Raw genomic sequence first — 16662 nt, 5'->3', positions numbered from 1 at the left:
ACTGGCTGAGATAACAAAAAGGAGAACGGTATTGGATCACCGTTCTCCTTTTTATTGGAACGTTAGCAGCAGAGCCAGTGTCACGCAGACACATAAAATATTAATTTGGCGCAATGTCATAACTACACCTTGATAGGATGAGCAAGTCTTTGGTTTTTATCAGGGCGTAAGGTGCAAGGATGTAGGGCACTCTTTCAACTTACATGAGTAGGTTAACGCTTTTATGTGACACAAATATGACGTTTCTTGTTTTTTTCGAGTGATTTCTCACTCGGCGGCACCAAACGGCTATTTATAACCGCCTAATGTGGGGATGTGGTGCATTTTTGATCTTGAAGAGTCACGGTTCGGCGAAAAAGTATTCAATGCATAAATGGCAAAAAAGCCGCACTTTGGCGGCTTTTGTTGTGAATGTCGTTAATTATGATCAGTCGCTTTTACCAAGCAGCTTATCCAGCCATTGGCTGGGCAAGATACGGCGTAGGAAACCAACGATGTAGGTCGGCTGGGTAACGTAGTAACGTGGTTTTGGGGTGGCCGCATTGATGATGGCCTCAACCCGTGCCATTACCGATTCCGGCCCAAGGGTAAACTTGCTGGTGGCAGAGGTTTTGCCAAGCCGGCTGAGGATGTTTCGGTAGTTAGGCTGATGGCGGGAGCTGTCTATGTCGATATATTGCTCGAACATCGCCTTGGCATTGGCTCGGAACTGGCTTTCGATAGGGCCCGGTTCAATAAGGCTGACATGGATCGGGGTATCTTCCAGCTCGAGCCGCAAGGTATCGGTGTACCCCTCGAGGGCAAACTTACTGGCATTGTAGGCCCCGCGGTATTTCATGGCGACGAGCCCGAGCACCGAGCTGTTCTGGATGATTTTACCGCCACCATTTTCCAACATTACCGGGATCACGGCGCGTGTCAGGTGGTGCCAGCCAAACAGGTTGGTTTCGAATTGCTTGCGCAGCGCTTCTGTTGGTAAGTCTTCCAGGGCGCCGGGCTGGCCGTAGGCCGCGTTGTTGAACAGCAGATCCAGTTTCCCACCCGTCAGCTTCAATGTGGCTTCAAGCCCTTGCTCGATAGAATTCTCATCATCCATATCGAGTTGGACACAGTGTAACCCCTCGGCTTTGAGGCGCATAACATCGCTGGCTTTGCGGCAGCTGGCAACAACGGTGTGCCCCGCGGTATGAAGCGCGTGGGCACAATAGTAGCCAATGCCACTGCTACACCCGGTGATTAAAATATTCATTGAGTTTCCTTGTAACCGTTCTTTTTAACATGGCGACTAAAGATGTGGCGAGATTTGCTCAGCCATATAGCCTGCTATCCATGGTTGTGCGTCTGCTTTAGGGTGAAGCCCGTCTTCCATCATCCACTCTGGTTTTAAGATAATGTGCTCAAGGAAGAAGGGTAGCAATGGAATTTCATATTCTTTGCTTATATCTTGATAGAGGTTGGCAAAATATTCGCTATAGCGTTTACCGTAGTTGGGCGGCACATAGATTTGCATTAGCAGGGGAATGGCACCCGCAGTTTCAATTTGGGTGATCATCTGGGTAAGATTGTTGCGTATAGTTGTAGGAGCGAACCCGCGCAACCCATCGTTTGCCCCAAGCTCAATCAGGACGAAATCGGGGCTGTGGCTTTTGAGCAGCGCGGGTAAGCGGGCAAGGCCATTTCCGGTGGTATCGCCGGAAATGCTGGCGTTGATCACCGTGATTTCGTGGCCATTTTTCTCTATTTCCGGGCCCAAGAGACTAGGCCAACTTTTCTCTGCTGGCATTTGGTAGCCAGCACTTAAACTATCGCCCAGTACTAATAGTGTCGCGGCAATGCCTTGCTGCGAAAACAAAACTAAGAGTAAAACTGAAAGGAATCGCATCATGTCTACATCCGTGATTAAAGCTGTATCGGTATCCAAACAGGTGACGACAGCCTCGTCGTCGCTCACTATTTTGCAGGATGTTTCCCTCGAGGTCGAGCAGGGAGAGGTGATTGCATTGGTTGGGGTGTCTGGTGCCGGTAAGTCAACCTTGATGACTCTGCTTGCCGGATTGGATGTCCCGACTCAAGGCAAAATCGAATTGCTGGGGCGCTCGCTGGCTGATATGGATGATGAAGCCCGGGCAGCGCTACGCAGTGAATCGATTGGTTTTGTATTCCAGAGCTTTTTACTTATCCCATCGCTAACCGCCCTCGAAAACGTCATGCTTCCCGCCATCATCAATGAAGAGGATGCCGATGAGGCAAGGGCTCGGGAGCTGTTGGAGAAAGTCGGCCTTTCCGGGCGCGAAACCCACCTGCCTTCTCAGCTATCAGGTGGTGAGCAACAGCGGGTCGCCCTGGCGAGGGCATTCATGACCCGACCGCAAGTGTTGTTTGCCGATGAGCCGACTGGCAACCTTGACCAACACACGGCGGCGAATGTGATCGAGCTGCTGTTCGCCTTGAACCGCGATCACGGCACGACCATGGTGTTGGTGACCCATGATCCGAATTTGGCTCAGCGTTGCGATCGCACCTTGGCCATTGAAGGCGGGAGTATGGTGGCAGCATGACAGAGATGAGTGAAACCCGACCGATGGTAAAACCCCAAAACAAGCAACTGATGCTGAAATGGAGTTGGCGCGAGTTGTGGCAAGGCCAGTTATGGCCGGTTGCCGTGGCGCTAACCTTGATCATTGCTTGTGTCTTCGCGCTATCGGCCTTGGTGGTGCGGGTTGAGAAGATCATGGTTGATCAGGGGCGATCCATGATTGCCGCCGACTTGGTGTTCCGCTCGGCAAACCCGGTGGCGCCTGATCTGCTTGAGCAGGCTAAGGCGCTTGATCTCACCATTTCGCAGCAAACCCGCTTCGGCACCATGGCATTTAGCGAGAAGGCCATGCAGCTGGTCAGCGTGAAAAGTGTCGAGAGTGTATTCCCGATGCGTGGTGAGTTGGTGTTGGAGAGCCCTTCCGGCTTAGTTCATCAGGTTTCCCCTGGGGAGCTTTGGTTGGCCGAGCGGTTGTTCGATTTGCTCCAAGTCCAAGCTGGCGACGTTTTGGCTATCGGTGATGCCGAGCTTGTGGTGAGCGGCAAGATAGTACAGGAGCCTGAGCTATCGTTTAACCCATTTAGCCAAATGCCGGCAGTGCTAATCCATGCCGATGATCTCGACAGTACCGGTGCGATCCAGCCTGGTAGCCGAGTTCAATATCGGGCTTATTTCAATGGTGCCGACAGCCAGCTGAAGGCGCTGCAAGAGTCGGTTTCGCTGGATGCGGGAGAGCGCTGGCTGAGTGAAACATCGCAGGGGCGAACTGGTGATGTGATTGAAAAGGCACGCCAATACTTATCGCTGACCTTGATTTTGGTGATCCTGATGGCAGCGGCAACCCTGGTGCTGACCTGCATGCACTATGCGTCGACGCGGGTTGAAACTGTTGCCATGATGAAGAGCTTGGGGGCGAGCAAGAAGTGGCTTTGGCAGTGGCTGGCCCGCCAGCTCACCATGCTTTTTGTTATCGCCGCGGTTACCGGGGCGGGGTTGGGTTATTTGCTGGAGTACCTGCTGCGATTGCCGTTGACCGATGTGCTTCCCCAACCATTGCCTGAGATGGGGTTCACACCGCTGCTGGTCAGTGTGCTCGTCGCCTTGCTGGTGGCAATACCGGGGATGGGCATTTCTTTGCTGCGCTTGGTCGATGCGCCGGCCATCTCGGTGATCCAGCCCCAGACGGAATGGCCGGTGAAGCGTAAAAGCTATTGGTTACTGGCTTTACCCGTGGTGGCCGCGTTGTTGTGGTTTGGTGATAACAGCTTGATGTGGCTTACCTTGGCTGGCTTGGCGGTATTGATGCTATTGCTGGCTGGGTTGGGGATAGGCGTGGTCGCGTTGTTAAAACGCGGCAAGTGGCGCGCGGCGATGACGCTGGCATTGAGCCGGATCAGCCGCAGCCCGACGGCAACCGGTGCTCAGCTGGCCGCCCTGACCAGCTCCCTGATGCTGTTGTCGGTTATCTGGGTATTACGCAGTGATTTGTTGTCTGATTGGCAGCAGACCTTGCCTGCCGATGCGCCCAATGTGTTTGCACTGAATATCGCGCCGGAGCAGCAGGCGGGTTACTTATCGACCCTGGACAGCCTAGAGGTCGAGCGGTCGGACGCTTACCCGGTGATACGCGGTCGTTTGACCCATATTAATGATGAGGACTTACTGGCGAATGTGAAAGATCGGGAAGAGCGCGACGAGTCGCTGCGGCGCGAGCTTAACTTTACCTGGCGCGAGCAAATGCCTGTCCACAATACCTTGCTTGATGGTGAGTGGGGAGGCGAGGCAGGGGTCTCGGTAGAGTCCGGGATTGCCGAGCGCTTGGGGCTGGAGTTGGGTGACAAGCTGGACTTTATGGTCAATAGCCAGCCATTCAGTGCCACCGTTACCAGCCTCCGCCAAGTGGAATGGCGCAATATGCGTCCGAACTTCTATTTCATCTTCACCCCAGATGTGATGGCTGCGCTGCCAGCAACTTGGTTGGTTAGCTACCGTATCGAGGCGGATCAAAGCGACATTATCAACCAGCTGGGTAGGGATTTCCCAACCGTGAGCCTATTGGATTTGCGCACGATGGCGACCCGTATTCAGGGGATCATGCAGCAGATGTCGTTGTCGCTATCGGTGCTGGCAGCACTGGGCGTGGCCAGCGGATTGCTTTTGGTGATGACCTTGCTTCGCTTGAGCATGGTACAGCGCAAACAGGAGATTAAGCTCTACCGTACTTTGGGGGCGAGCAAGAAGCGGATATCCGCTACGGTATGGGGCGAATACGGCATCATGGCCATGATAGCGGGCGGCATGGCCGCATTGGGTGCCGAGGCTGTTGTGGCGGCGCTGGTGAAATGGGGCTTTGAGTTACCTGTTAGCTTGCACCCTATGATGTGGCTGGTGGTGCCGTTGCTATCCTTGTTACTCGTGGTGCTGATCATCCGCTCGATGCTGCACGAACTGTTGCTGCCAATTAAAGGCTAGCCGAAGTGATGCATTAGCGGTTAATGAAAGAGGGGAAGCATGGCTTCCCCTCTTTCAATTTGCATTGGTTAGTTCAGGAGATCCTCCAACGCTTCCCCAAGTTGCGGATGGCGGAAGGTATAGCCGAATTGCTCTAGCTTGGCGGGGATCGCCCGCTGGCCATCAAGCAATAGGCTTGATGCTTCGCCCAGTGCCGCCTTGAGGACAAAGGCGGGGGTGAACAGCAAGTGTGGGCGGCGTAGTGTTTTGGCCAAGGCTTGGCTAAACACCTTGTTGGTCACCGGCTCAGGTGCTGTTAGGTTGAAGGCACCCTCGGTGTGCGGGGTGTGGAGCAAAAACAAGATGGCTTGCACCATGTCTTCGATATGGATCCAAGGAAAGTACTGTTTGCCACTACCAATTGGTCCGCCGAGGCCGAGTTGGTACGGCGGTAGCATCTTGGCCAGGGCCCCGCCTTGTTTGGCCAGCACAATACCGGTACGTAGCAGGCAAACGCGGGTTTGCTCCGATTGGGCTTTGAGCGCAATGTATTCCCACTGCTGGCAAACTTGGTGGGCAAAGTCATCGGCCTTCACTTGCGCGCCAATATTAAAGTCTTCGGTGATGGTCTCTTCATGCTGGTTGCCGTAGATCCCCACGGCAGAGCCGCTAATAAAGGTGTGCGGGGGATTGCTACCGGCATGGCACTTATCGACCAATGTCTGGGTTAGGCCCCATCGGCTCTGGCGTATTTTTTCTTTTTGGTTATCGGTCCAGCGCTTGTTGATGATGGGCTCGCCTGCGAGGTTGATGACGGCATCGAATGGGTCGAGATCATCAAGTTGATCCAAGCTGGCAATGGCCTTGACGCTCGCCCCGAGCTGTTGGCTGGCTTGTTGGGGGTTACGGCTTAATACGGTGATATTGCAATTATGCAGTTGGCTAATTAATGCCTTGCCAATCAAACCAGTACCACCGGTCACGAGAATATTCATCAGGCTTCCTTACAAAGAGACTAACCGTAGATACAAGTATACCCAAGATAACGATCACTTTATCTAGTGAATTGAATGACTTCGTCGCGGCTGCTGTTGTCTGTATGGCTGGATGGCATAAGGGGGAGAAAAAAGAGTGTGGGCAAGCTCTCGTGCTGGTCAACAAAGACTGTGTCTAAATGTTAATGAGGAGTACCTTATAGGTATACCCAAGCATTAAGGGGAATGGCTGCCAAGGAGGACATCATGACCATTATGCTTGCTTTGCTCAAATCCATGTTTTCCAGCTTTCGCGACTTGCTGCCGATCATTGTCGTGATTGGCTTCTTTCAATTGGTTGTGCTGCAGCAACCGATGCCTCACCTCGCCCCTATTTTGCTCGGGCTCTTATTTGTGATTTTGGGCTTGACCCTGTTCGTTTATGGCTTGGAGCTGGGGTTGTTTCCGATTGGTGAATCCATGGCCCGTTCGTTTGCTAGCAAAGGCAGTGTAAGCTGGTTGCTGTTTTATGCTTTCTGTCTTGGCTTTGGCACCACCATTGCCGAGCCCGCACTGACTGCAGTGGCGGCAGAAGCTGCTGAGGTGGCTGCGGAAGGCGGCCTAATCGCGGTGGACAAGCAGGCACAGGCTGAGTATGCCAACGGGTTGCGGTTAACCGTCGCGTTGTCGGTGGGTATTGCCATCATGCTTGGGGTGATCCGAATTCTTAAAGGCTGGCCAATTCACTGGATGATCATTGGCGGGTACTTGATGGTCATGCTAATGACATGGTTTGCCCCGCCGACGATTGTGGGCATCGCCTATGATTCAGGCGGCGTGACCACATCAACGATCACTGTCCCCTTGGTCGCGGCGCTTGGTGTTGGCTTGGCCTCGTCTATCAAGGGGCGTAACCCGATGGTTGATGGCTTTGGCCTGATTGCTTTCGCCTCGCTCACACCCATGATCTTTGTCATGGGCTACGGCATGGTCATGCACTAGGGGGATAATTTAGGATGCTGGGTGTAGTAGAAATGACATCACATTTTATCGACACGCTGTTATCGACAGTACGCGATGTCTTTCCTATTGCCGTGATTATTTTCGGCTTCCAGCTAGCGGTTTTGCGTCGTCCGGTGACAAATTGGCCCAAAATAGTATTGGGCTTTGTATACGTCATTTTAGGGCTCGCCCTGTTTTTGATGGGGCTTGAATTGGCCTTGTTTCCGCTTGGTGAGTCGATGGCGATGCAGCTGACGGCGTTGGATTTCTTGTTTGACTCTGACGAGCTGGTGCCGGAGGTGGTGCATTGGTCTGAATACTATTGGGTGTATTTGTTTGCGGCGGCTATTGGGTTCAGTACTACCATTGCCGAGCCGTCGTTGATCGCCGTGGCGATCAAGGCCAACCAAGTTTCTGGCGGCACGATTAAAGTGAATGGCCTGCGTATCGCAGTAGCCCTTGGGGTCGCATTTGGTATCTCGCTGGGTAGCTACCGGATAGTGGCAGGCGATCCGCTGCACTATTACATCTTGGTTGGCTATGTGTTGGTGGTGATCCAAACCTATTTCGCCCCCAAGACGATAGTACCGCTGGCATATGATTCGGGTGGGGTGACCACCTCTACTGTGACGGTGCCGATAGTGACGGCACTCGGCCTGGGGCTGGCATCATCGGTGCCGGGGCGAAATCCGATGTTAGATGGGTTCGGTTTAATTGCGTTTGCCAGCCTGTTCCCGATGATCACTGTAATGGGCTATGCCCAATTATCGGTGTGGCAGGCGAGAAGGAGAGAGGGAGATGCGCTTTAAGTTGTTATTGGCCTTTGTTGAAGACTTGAAAACCGATGCTGTGCTTGATGCGGCCCGCGAAGCGGGCGCGACGGGTGCCACTGTGATCAATAATGCCCGGGGCGAAGGGTTAAACAAGAAGAAGACCTTCTTTGGCCTGAGCCTTGAAATACAGCGTGACGTAATTTTGTTTGTAGTGGAGGAGCACCTGGCCAGGACTGTGCTCGAAACCATTGAGCGAGTCGGTGAGTTTGACACCGAATCGGGGCAGGGAATCGCAGTGCAGCTTGATATAGAAGACGCGGTGGGCGTGGCTCACCAAGTGGAAACATTGACCAAAGTGGTAGAGGCAAAGTTATGAGTAATGAAAGCTTGGTCAGGGTACGCGATGTCATGATGGATCAATATGCCGTGGTCGAAGGGGTGATCACCGTCGCCGAGGCCATCCGCATTGCCCAACAAAAACAGATCAAGGCGCTCATCATCAACAAGCGCCATGCGGATGATGAATACGGCATTGTGCTAATGAATGACATTGCTAAAAAAGTGTTGGCGTTAGATCGCTCACCAGAGCGAACCAATGTGTATGAAATCATGACGAAACCGGCGCTATCGGTGAATGCCAGTATGGATGTGCGCTATTGTGCCAGGTTGTTCGAGCGCTTTGGGATCAGCCGGGCTCCGGTAATCGAAGACGGGAAAATTCAAGGCATGGTCAGCTATAACAACATTGTGCTGAACGGTATGTTGCGGGAGTAAACCGTACCAGTGGCAATGGCATTATGCCGGGCTTAGGTGTAGGATCGGCGCCAGATCTTGCTGGAAAAGAAACCCTATCATGAAATTGTTTTTTGCTTCTGATATCCACGGTTGTGCCGAGAGCACCCGCCGTACACTTGCTGCATTTGAGCAAAGTGGTGCCGACCACCTTATTTTGCTGGGTGACGTATTAAACCATGGCCCGCGCAATGCGTTGCCAGCGGGCTATGCCCCGATTGAGGTTGCCGAACTGCTGAACCAGCATGCTGAAAAAATTACCGCGGTAAGGGGCAACTGCGATAGCGATGTTGATCAGATGCTGTTGGAGTTTCCAATGATGGCAGATTACAACTTGGTATTGTTGCCAAATGGCCGCCGCCTGTTCCTAACCCATGGCCACCTGTATAACAGTGAAAAGCACCCACGCTTGCGTGATGGTGATGTCGTGGTCTCGGGGCACACACACCTACCTGTGGCTGAAAAGAAAGGTGACTTGTTTGCCTTCAACCCAGGATCCGTCACCATCCCTCGCGGCGAGTACCAAGCGAGCTTTGGCTTGCTGGAAGACAATACTCTGAAGGTTGTGTCGTTTGAAAACGAGGTGATTTGCCAGGTTGAACTGGTGTAATCAGATATTCATTGCTGGTGGCATAAAGAAAAGGCGGCTTGGCCGCCTTTTTTGATCTGAGGGATTGGCGTAACCGTTTCGCCATATTGGATTTTTCCGATTAATCAGAATGAAAACAGGTTAATCAGATTCGATTTATTTTTGTTTTATCTTTTTTTGTTTTGATTTTAAGTTTTTAATTTTCAATATCTTACGTTGTTCAAAAAACTGATTTCAACGGAAGTAAACCTGATAAGCCAATATAAGAATATAAAAGGAGACATCGGAAAAACTGCCGCTACCATCATCCTCAAAGTGTGACCCTTATCCCAAAGTTGGGTTGGGCATGACGAGAGTGAGGGTAGAAAGATGTCATTGAAAGAACAAGTGATTAACTGGGGGGCACAATTAGAAAAGGCGATTTCCCATCATGATATTGCCGAAGCTTTTGCGGTATCACCTCGGCGGGCGAGTAACATTTTGCACCGAATTCGTCATGAAGCTGATAACGCCTGGTATTACCAAGTAGATGTGAAGCGTCAAAAGCGTCCAGATACAGGCCATTGGATTACCAAGCTCACTATCAGTAAGCGAACGAGCGCAAAGCCTCAGCAGGAATTCAAGCTAGAGAAGTTTCTGCAAACCCGTGAGAACATAAAGCCGGATAGAAGCCAGAATGTGCGCTACCTATGGCCTGATTTGGTCAAGTAGCGGTTCAAAATAGCGACGGCGTGTAGAAAAACCAGCTATGCAATAACAATAATATTTATTTTTAGCCACCTTCGGGTGGCTTTTTCGTTTCTGCTTTTCCTAGTTGCCTAATCTGCTGTTATGGCGTTTGCCTCTTATGCTGCCTTTTGCATGTGATGGCATTATTGCTTGATTGGATCATCGGCGTCATTGAAATGTTGAATGATGTTTACATTATCTGTTGATTCGGTTTATCCGAATAATGGCCTCGTATATTTCGAATTATTGCTTTGGGAACCCCTTGAATATTTGTGTGATAAAAGCCAATATGCGCGCCTCTTTTTCTTAATATGTTTCAAGATGTGTCAGGTGCAGAACAATATGTGTCAGAATCAGTTTGATTCGTTGTTGCCGCCGCAAATGGCGGAGAAAGCGGCCGAGGTAGGTGTGGGCAAGGCCACCAAAGATCCGATGAAGTCGTTGTTGCTGGCGATCACTGCCGGCATGCATATTGGTATTGCCTTCGTCTTCTATACCACGGTCACCACGGGGGCGGGCGACATGCCTTGGGGGATGTCTCGCTTTATTGGCGGCTTGGCGTTTAGCTTGGGCTTGATTTTGGTAGTGATCACCGGTGGTGAGTTGTTTACCAGCTCGGTGCTGACATTGGTCGCCCGTGCCAGCGGCAAGATCAGCTGGAAAAGCTTGTGCCTAAACTGGGGTGTTGTCTACATTGGTAACCTTATCGGTGCCTTGCTGTTGGTCGGCATCATGCTGGTGAGTAAGCAGTATATGTCTGGTGGCGGCTTGGTGGGGATCAATGCCATGCAAATAGCCCAGCATAAGCTGCACCATGATTTTTCGCAGGCGGTTGCCCTTGGCATCATGTGTAACGTATTGGTGTGTGTGGCGGTGTGGATGACGTTCAGTGGCCGCACCCTGACAGATAAGATTTTGGTGATGATTTTGCCAGTGGCAATGTTTGTGTCCTCGGGTTTTGAGCACTGCATTGCCAATATGTTTCAGGTGCCAATGGCTATCGGTATTAAGGCATTAGCGTCTCCTGAGTTTTGGCAAATGAGTGGCATGAACCCGGCAGATTTTGCCGACCTGACCATGAGCAACTTTATTATCAATAACCTGATCCCTGTGACTATCGGCAACATCATTGGTGGTGGGGTGTTTGTCGGCATGGGGTATTGGATCATTTACCTACGCGGTAAATAACCTATCCGGGTGACTGGATAGATACCACTAGATTGAGTTTGGAAGTTTCTACGTTTAAAGGCGATAACTTGTCGCTATCATTTTTGTCGTGATTCGAGTCTGACGTTGGCCGCTACCTGTGTAGCGGCCTTTTTTTATTTCCGGATTGGCTTAGCTCGGTATTAACTTAGTTCACCACCATCGAGATGAAGTAACCAATAATGGTGGCCGAGCCAACACCAATGAAGCCTGGGATCATGAAGCTGTGGTTAAGTACATACTTACCAATTGCCGTGGTGCCGGAGCGGTCAAAGCTGATAGCAGCCAGATCGCTAGGGTAGAACGGGAAGAAGAAGTAAGCATAACAAGCCGGTAGGACACCGATCAGCACCGCAGGGTCAATACCCAGCGCAAAGCCAAGTGGCAGCATAATGGTGAGTACCGCAGCCTGACTTTTCAGGAATACCGACACAAAGAACATGGCGAAGGCGAATGACCACGGGTAGACGTTGACCATACCGCTGACCAAGTCGACCAAGTATTCCTTGTGGTGGCCGATGATGGTGTCGCTGAACCATGCAATACCAAAGATGGTGATCACCGCACTCATGCCGGCAATAAAGACATTGCTGTTAACGATGCGCTTCGGGGCAATTTTGGTGGTTAGGAGGATCACCGCACCCACCGATAGCATCATAAACTGGATAGCAACCGACATCCCGACACCTTGCGGCAGCAACTGCTTGCTGAACAGGGCGATAATGACCACCGATAGGATACCCAGTAGGAACACGGTTAGGCCGCGTTTCGCAGTACGGTGGTGCTCGGCTTCCTCTTCGTCTGAGCCCTCTTGCTCTGGGTCAATCAGGCTAGCGCGGAACTCTTCATCTTGTAGGCGAGCTTGAAATTCTGGGTCTTGATCCAAATCCTTGCCGCGCTTAAGGCTCCACAAGCAACCAATCAGCAGGCCGCCCAGTGTCGCGGGGATGGTGACCATCAGGACGTTGATAAGGTTAATATCCAGGTTATTGTCCATGGCCGTCGCCATTACCACGGCGGCGGCTGCCGCGATTGGGCTGGCGGTGATACCCATTTGCGAAGCCACGGTTGCCATCGCCATTGGGCGCTCAGGACGGATCCCTTTTTTGTAGGCAACATCATAAATAACCGGCAGCAGCGGGTATACCGAGTGGCCGGTACCAACCAGCACCGTTAGGGTATAGGTACAAAGCGGGCCAAGGAAAACCACATGCTCTGGGTGCTTGCGCAGCAGGCGCTCGGCAAACTTAACCAGTAGCTTGAGGCCGCCGGTTGCTTCCAAGGTGGCCGAAGCGGCAACCACAGCCAAGATGATCAGCATAACCCCGACCGGTGGTTGACCCGGGGCGATACCAAAGACAAATGTCATCACGGATACGCCAAGGCCACCAAGGAGGCCGAAGGCGACACCGCCGTGGCGGATGCCGATCAAGATGACAGCGAGCAGTAATAACAGGTGAATCCAGAACATGTTTCCCTCACTAGAATGGTTTATATCAGTCAAAAATTGCTCGTTCTGCAGTTAACAGTCCGTTGGAGAGAGTTATACCCTTAAAGGAGTAGGGGTTATGGTGTTTGCATCTAATAAATACAACCCCTTAACAAAAAGCCGTGTTACAAGAGTGGGTATTGTGAAGAAGGTCAATAACCGTTGTTGATAATGTTAAAAATAATTATCAAAAATGGCTGGTGGAAAAGTGATGGGTTGGGTGAATTTTAAGCAGTGGAGTGGTTGGCGAGAATAGGGGATAGCAGTAAGTGGTTGCTAATTATATAAAAACGCCCCCACAAATTGTGGAGGCGCGATAGTATCAAACGTCAGTAATTATGTATTACTGGTTTGCGTCGTCAGCTTGTTTTGCCTGGATCGCAGTTAGTGCAACAGTGTAAACGATGTCGTCTACTAGTGCGCCGCGAGATAGGTCGTTAACAGGCTTACGCATGCCCTGAAGCATTGGACCGATAGATACTAGGTCTGCTGAACGCTGTACCGCTTTGTAAGTCGTGTTACCCGTGTTTAGGTCTGGGAATACGAATACAGTTGCCTTACCTGCTACTGGCGAGTTAGGCGCCTTAGAAGCAGCAACGTTTTCCATGATCGCAGCATCGTACTGTAGAGGACCGTCGATCACTAGATCAGGACGCTTCTCTTGCGCTAGCTTGGTTGCTTCACGTACTTTCTCAACGTCTGCACCCTTACCAGAAGTACCGGTAGAGTAAGAGATCATTGCTACGCGAGGCTCAATGCCGAATGCTTTCGCAGAGTCAGCAGACTGGATAGCGATTTCAGCCAGCTGCTCAGCCGTTGGGTCTGGGTTGATTGCACAGTCACCGTATACTAGTACCTGATCAGGTAGCAGCATGAAGAATACAGAAGATACGATAGACGCGTCAGGTGCAGTCTTGATGATCTGGAACGGAGGAACGATAGTGTTTGCAGTCGTGTGAACCGCACCAGAAACCAGGCCGTCAACTTCATCGTTTTCTAGCATCATTGTGCCTAGGAAAACAGAATCTTGAAGTTTTTCACGAGCAACAACATCAGTCATGCCTTTGTGGCCACGTAGTTCAACTAGGCGAGCTACGTAGTTTTCGCGTACTTCATCAGAGTTGATGATAGTCACGCCAGAACCTAGAACAACGCCCTGCTGCTCAGCAACACGCTTGATCTCTTCTGGGTTACCTAGCAGCACACACTCAGCGATACCGCGCTCAGCACAGATAGCTGCAGCCTTAACGGTACGTGGCTCGTCACCTTCAGGAAGAACGATACGCTTAGCCGCTTTACGTGCAAGCTCAGTTAGCTCGTAACGGAATGCTGGTGGGCTTAGGCGACGCTCTTTGGTTGAACCTTCAGTTAGTGATTCAATCCACTGGCCGTCAACATGGCTAGCCATGTATTCGTTAACTAGCTCAACACGCTCTTTATCGTCAGCCGGTACTTCTAGGCTGAAGCTCTGAAGGTTCAGAGAAGTCTGCCAAGTGTTACCTTGTGCTGTCATCACAGGCAGGCCTGTTTCGAATGCACGCTCACATAGGTCTAGAACAGGCTTAGGTAGCTCATAACCGCCAGTTAGCAGTAGGGCACCGATTTCAACGCCGTTCATTGCTGCTAGACATGCCGCAACGATAACGTCTGGGCGGTCAGCAGAAGTAACCAGTAGAGAACCCGGGCGGAAGTGCTCAACCATGTGCGGGATAGAGCGCGCACAGAAAGTGATGCTCTTGATACGACGAGTCGCGATGTCACCTTCGTTGATGATTTCAGCGTTTAGGTGCTTAGCAATGTCAGTAGAACGCGTAGCGATTAGCTCAGAGCTCCAAGGTGCACAGCCTAGTACACGGATTGGGCTTGAGTTGAATACCTGCATCACTTCAACGTTTGAAGGAACCGTCGCTTCTGCATCGTCAAAGATTTCAGATAGGTCAGGGCGAGTGCGGCCTTCAGAATCAACTGGTGCGTTTAGCTTGTTAACGATAACACCAGCGATTTGCTTGTTCTTGATACCACCGAAGTTAGAACATGCAACTTCGATACGCTCTTTAAGTTGAGCTGGGTTATCAGTGCCAGGCGCAACAACGAATACGATTTCCGCATCCAGAGTTTTCGCGATCTCATAGTTGATCTGGTTGGCAAACGGGTGCTTACGAGTTGGTACAAGACCTTCGATTAGCGCAACTTCTGCTTCAGCAGTTGCTTCTTTGAAACGCGCAACGATGTCTTCTAGTAGTACATCGCTCTTGTCGTTACGGATAAGCTCTTCAGCACTTGCCATTGAAAATGGTGCTGCAACTTGCATGTCACTGTTCGCAGTGATGATGTTAGTTGTTAGGTCTGGCTGATCACCGCCGTGGCGTGGCTGAGCGATAGGCTTGAAGAAAGAAACGCGAACGCCTTTGCGTTCCATTGCGCGTAGCACACCAAGGCTAACGCTAGTAAGACCAACTCCGGCACCAACCGGAATAAGCATAATAGTACGGGACACTATGGATTCCTCAACTATTGAACAAGACAGTGCTGTTCAATAACGATTAGGTAACCGCTATTGAACAGCACCACAAAAGGGGTCATAACCAAACAAAGTGGCAGGGTTATGAAAAAACGGCCGGCCTAGGCCAGCCGTGATCACTACGCTAAAGCATAGCTTAGACTATTATCGTCGATTAGATTTCAGCTAGACGAGCTGTATCTTCAGCGATTACTAGTTCTTCGTTAGTAGAAACAACCATTGCTGGAACACGGCTGTTTTCAGTCGTGATAACACCTTCGCCGCCGAAACGTGCTTTAAGGTTTGCTTCACCGTCAACTTCAACACCTAGGATAGCAAGGCGGTTTAGAACCATCTCGCGGATTGGTGCAGAGTTTTCACCGATACCGCCAGTGAAAGTGATAGCGTCTAGACGACCTTCTAGAGAAGCTGTGTAACCAGCAACGTACTTAGCTAGGCGGTGGCAGAACACGTCCATTGCACGTGTAGCTTCTTCTTTCTCGCCGTAGTTGTCTTCAACGAAACGACAGTCAGAAGTCACTTCAGTCAGACCCATTAGGCCAGACTCTTTAGTTAGCATGTTGTTGATTTTCTCAACAGAGTAACCAAGGTTGTCGTGCATGTGGAAGATGATAGCTGGGTCGATGTCACCACAACGTGTACCCATTACTAGGCCTTCAAGCGGTGTTAGACCCATAGAAGTATCTACAGACTCACCGTTCTTGATTGCACAAACTGAAGCACCGTTACCTAGGTGACAGTTGATGATGTTTAGTTCTTCTTCTTTCTTACCTAGTAGCTTCGCAGTTTCGCGAGTGATGAATAGGTGAGAAGTACCGTGCATACCGTAGCGACGGATACCGTGCTCTTTGTATAGGTTGTACGGTAGTGCATATAGGTATGCTTCTTCAGGCATAGTCTGGTGGAACGCAGTATCGAATACAGCAACGTTCTTAAGCGCAGGGAAAGACTTCTGAGCAGCCTTGATGCCGATGATGTGAGCTGGGTTGTGAAGAGGTGCAAGTGTTGCACAATCTTCGATACCTTTAAGAACAGCGTCGTCGATAAGCGCAGACTTAGTGAACTGCTCGCCGCCGTGTACAACACGGTGACCGATAGCTTTTAGGTTTTCAGCTAGTTCAGGCTTAGAAGCAAGAATAGTGTCAACCATGAACGCTAGCGCTTCTTCGTGCGCTGCACCGTCACCTAGTTGTGCTTCGTGCTTACCGTCAAGTTTCCACTTGATACGTGCTTCTGGAAGGTGCAGACATTCTGCAAGACCTGTCAGGTGCTCTTCACCTGATACCGCGTCAACAACAGCGAACTTAAGAGAAGAACTACCGCAGTTAAGAACTAAAACCAGCTTAGACATGAGTGACTACCTATAATCTGTCTGAAAGTTGATATTCAACTGAATAAAAATTACCCATAGGATAGACGACTTTTCTTTAAGTCGGCCTAACCAGGGTCAAATTCGTGTTACATCCGTATATATAAAGAATCGTGAAACTCAGATCCCGAGCCATCCATGGGGGCGCCTACGGTTGCCAGAACAGAGATTACAGGCAACAATTAGATGAGGCGTGCTTAGGATAGCGATTGTTACGCAATATAACAAAAA

The 16662-nt window shown here is 50.8% G+C and carries 15 protein-coding genes; 9 read left to right on the top strand and 6 right to left on the bottom strand.

Going from position 1 to position 16662, the window contains the following annotated elements:
* Window positions 1–427: 427 nt before the first annotated feature.
* Both C9I98_RS22195 and tesA read right to left on the bottom strand, forming a co-directional pair.
* Window positions 428–1249, bottom strand: a complete 822-nt coding sequence (locus C9I98_RS22195; RefSeq protein WP_036822428.1) for an SDR family oxidoreductase — start codon at window positions 1247–1249, stop codon at window positions 428–430.
* Window positions 1250–1285: 36 nt separating this feature from the next.
* On the bottom strand, window positions 1286–1885 hold the full coding sequence (gene tesA, locus C9I98_RS22190; protein WP_036822431.1) for a multifunctional acyl-CoA thioesterase I/protease I/lysophospholipase L1: 600 nt from the start codon (window positions 1883–1885) through the stop codon (window positions 1286–1288).
* Between tesA and C9I98_RS22185 the strand changes: the two genes are divergently transcribed.
* Window positions 1884–2558: an ABC transporter ATP-binding protein gene (locus C9I98_RS22185; RefSeq protein WP_107272495.1), complete on the top strand. Its 675-nt coding sequence runs from the start codon at window positions 1884–1886 to the stop codon at window positions 2556–2558. The genes tesA and C9I98_RS22185 overlap by 2 nt on opposite strands.
* On the top strand, window positions 2555–5008 hold the full coding sequence (locus C9I98_RS22180; protein ID WP_036828008.1) for an ABC transporter permease: 2454 nt from the start codon (window positions 2555–2557) through the stop codon (window positions 5006–5008). Before C9I98_RS22185 ends, C9I98_RS22180 begins: the two co-directional genes overlap by 4 nt.
* A 68-nt stretch (window positions 5009–5076) precedes the next feature.
* Here C9I98_RS22180 and C9I98_RS22175 read toward each other — a convergent pair whose 3' ends face one another.
* The gene (locus C9I98_RS22175) at window positions 5077–5982 is read right to left on the bottom strand and encodes a TIGR01777 family oxidoreductase (protein ID WP_107272494.1); all 906 of its coding nucleotides are present in this window, start codon (window positions 5980–5982) and stop codon (window positions 5077–5079) included.
* A gap of 246 nt (window positions 5983–6228) precedes the next feature.
* On the opposite strand from C9I98_RS22175, the gene C9I98_RS22170 reads away from it, so the two are divergent.
* The 7 genes from C9I98_RS22170 to focA all read left to right on the top strand — a co-directional run bounded on the left by C9I98_RS22170 (window position 6229) and on the right by focA (window position 11034).
* A complete protein-coding gene (locus C9I98_RS22170) occupies window positions 6229–6963 on the top strand; it encodes a DUF1538 domain-containing protein (RefSeq protein ID WP_036829359.1) in 735 nt (244 codons plus the stop codon).
* Between the two features lie 32 nt (window positions 6964–6995).
* Window positions 6996–7772, top strand: a complete 777-nt coding sequence (locus C9I98_RS22165; protein WP_107272503.1) for a DUF1538 domain-containing protein — start codon at window positions 6996–6998, stop codon at window positions 7770–7772.
* Window positions 7762–8112 (top strand): P-II family nitrogen regulator, encoded by a 351-nt coding sequence (locus C9I98_RS22160; RefSeq protein WP_036829364.1) that lies wholly within the window; start codon window positions 7762–7764, stop codon window positions 8110–8112. The genes C9I98_RS22165 and C9I98_RS22160 overlap by 11 nt, the downstream gene beginning before the upstream one ends.
* Window positions 8109–8510, top strand: coding sequence for a CBS domain-containing protein (locus C9I98_RS22155; RefSeq protein WP_036829367.1), 402 nt, complete (start codon window positions 8109–8111; stop codon window positions 8508–8510). The genes C9I98_RS22160 and C9I98_RS22155 overlap by 4 nt, the downstream gene beginning before the upstream one ends.
* Before the next feature lie 79 nt (window positions 8511–8589).
* A complete protein-coding gene (gene yfcE, locus C9I98_RS22150; protein WP_036829368.1) occupies window positions 8590–9138 on the top strand; it encodes a phosphodiesterase in 549 nt (182 codons plus the stop codon).
* A gap of 348 nt (window positions 9139–9486) precedes the next feature.
* The gene (locus C9I98_RS22145) at window positions 9487–9828 is read left to right on the top strand and encodes a hypothetical protein (protein WP_036827885.1); all 342 of its coding nucleotides are present in this window, start codon (window positions 9487–9489) and stop codon (window positions 9826–9828) included.
* Between the two features lie 360 nt (window positions 9829–10188).
* Entirely contained in the window at window positions 10189–11034 is an 846-nt protein-coding gene (focA, locus tag C9I98_RS22140; protein ID WP_107272493.1) for a formate transporter FocA, read from the top strand.
* A 166-nt stretch (window positions 11035–11200) separates the two neighbouring features.
* On the opposite strand, the gene C9I98_RS22135 is transcribed toward focA, so the two are convergent.
* The 3 genes from C9I98_RS22135 to C9I98_RS22125 all read right to left on the bottom strand — a co-directional run bounded on the left by C9I98_RS22135 (window position 11201) and on the right by C9I98_RS22125 (window position 16413).
* Window positions 11201–12523: an anaerobic C4-dicarboxylate transporter gene (locus C9I98_RS22135; RefSeq protein ID WP_036823563.1), complete on the bottom strand. Its 1323-nt coding sequence runs from the start codon at window positions 12521–12523 to the stop codon at window positions 11201–11203.
* Between the two features lie 361 nt (window positions 12524–12884).
* Complete coding sequence (gene pta / locus C9I98_RS22130) at window positions 12885–15023, bottom strand: phosphate acetyltransferase (protein ID WP_036823566.1); 2139 nt, start codon at window positions 15021–15023, stop codon at window positions 12885–12887.
* Window positions 15024–15216: 193 nt separating this feature from the next.
* Complete coding sequence (locus C9I98_RS22125; RefSeq protein ID WP_036823568.1) at window positions 15217–16413, bottom strand: acetate kinase; 1197 nt, start codon at window positions 16411–16413, stop codon at window positions 15217–15219.
* Window positions 16414–16662 lie beyond the last annotated feature (249 nt).

The organism is Photobacterium sanctipauli (assembly GCF_003026495.1).
Classification (GTDB): Bacteria; Pseudomonadota; Gammaproteobacteria; order Enterobacterales; family Vibrionaceae; genus Photobacterium; species Photobacterium sanctipauli.
The sequence above is the reverse complement of the archived record's forward strand: the minus strand, read 5'-3'. Positions and strand labels throughout refer to the sequence as shown.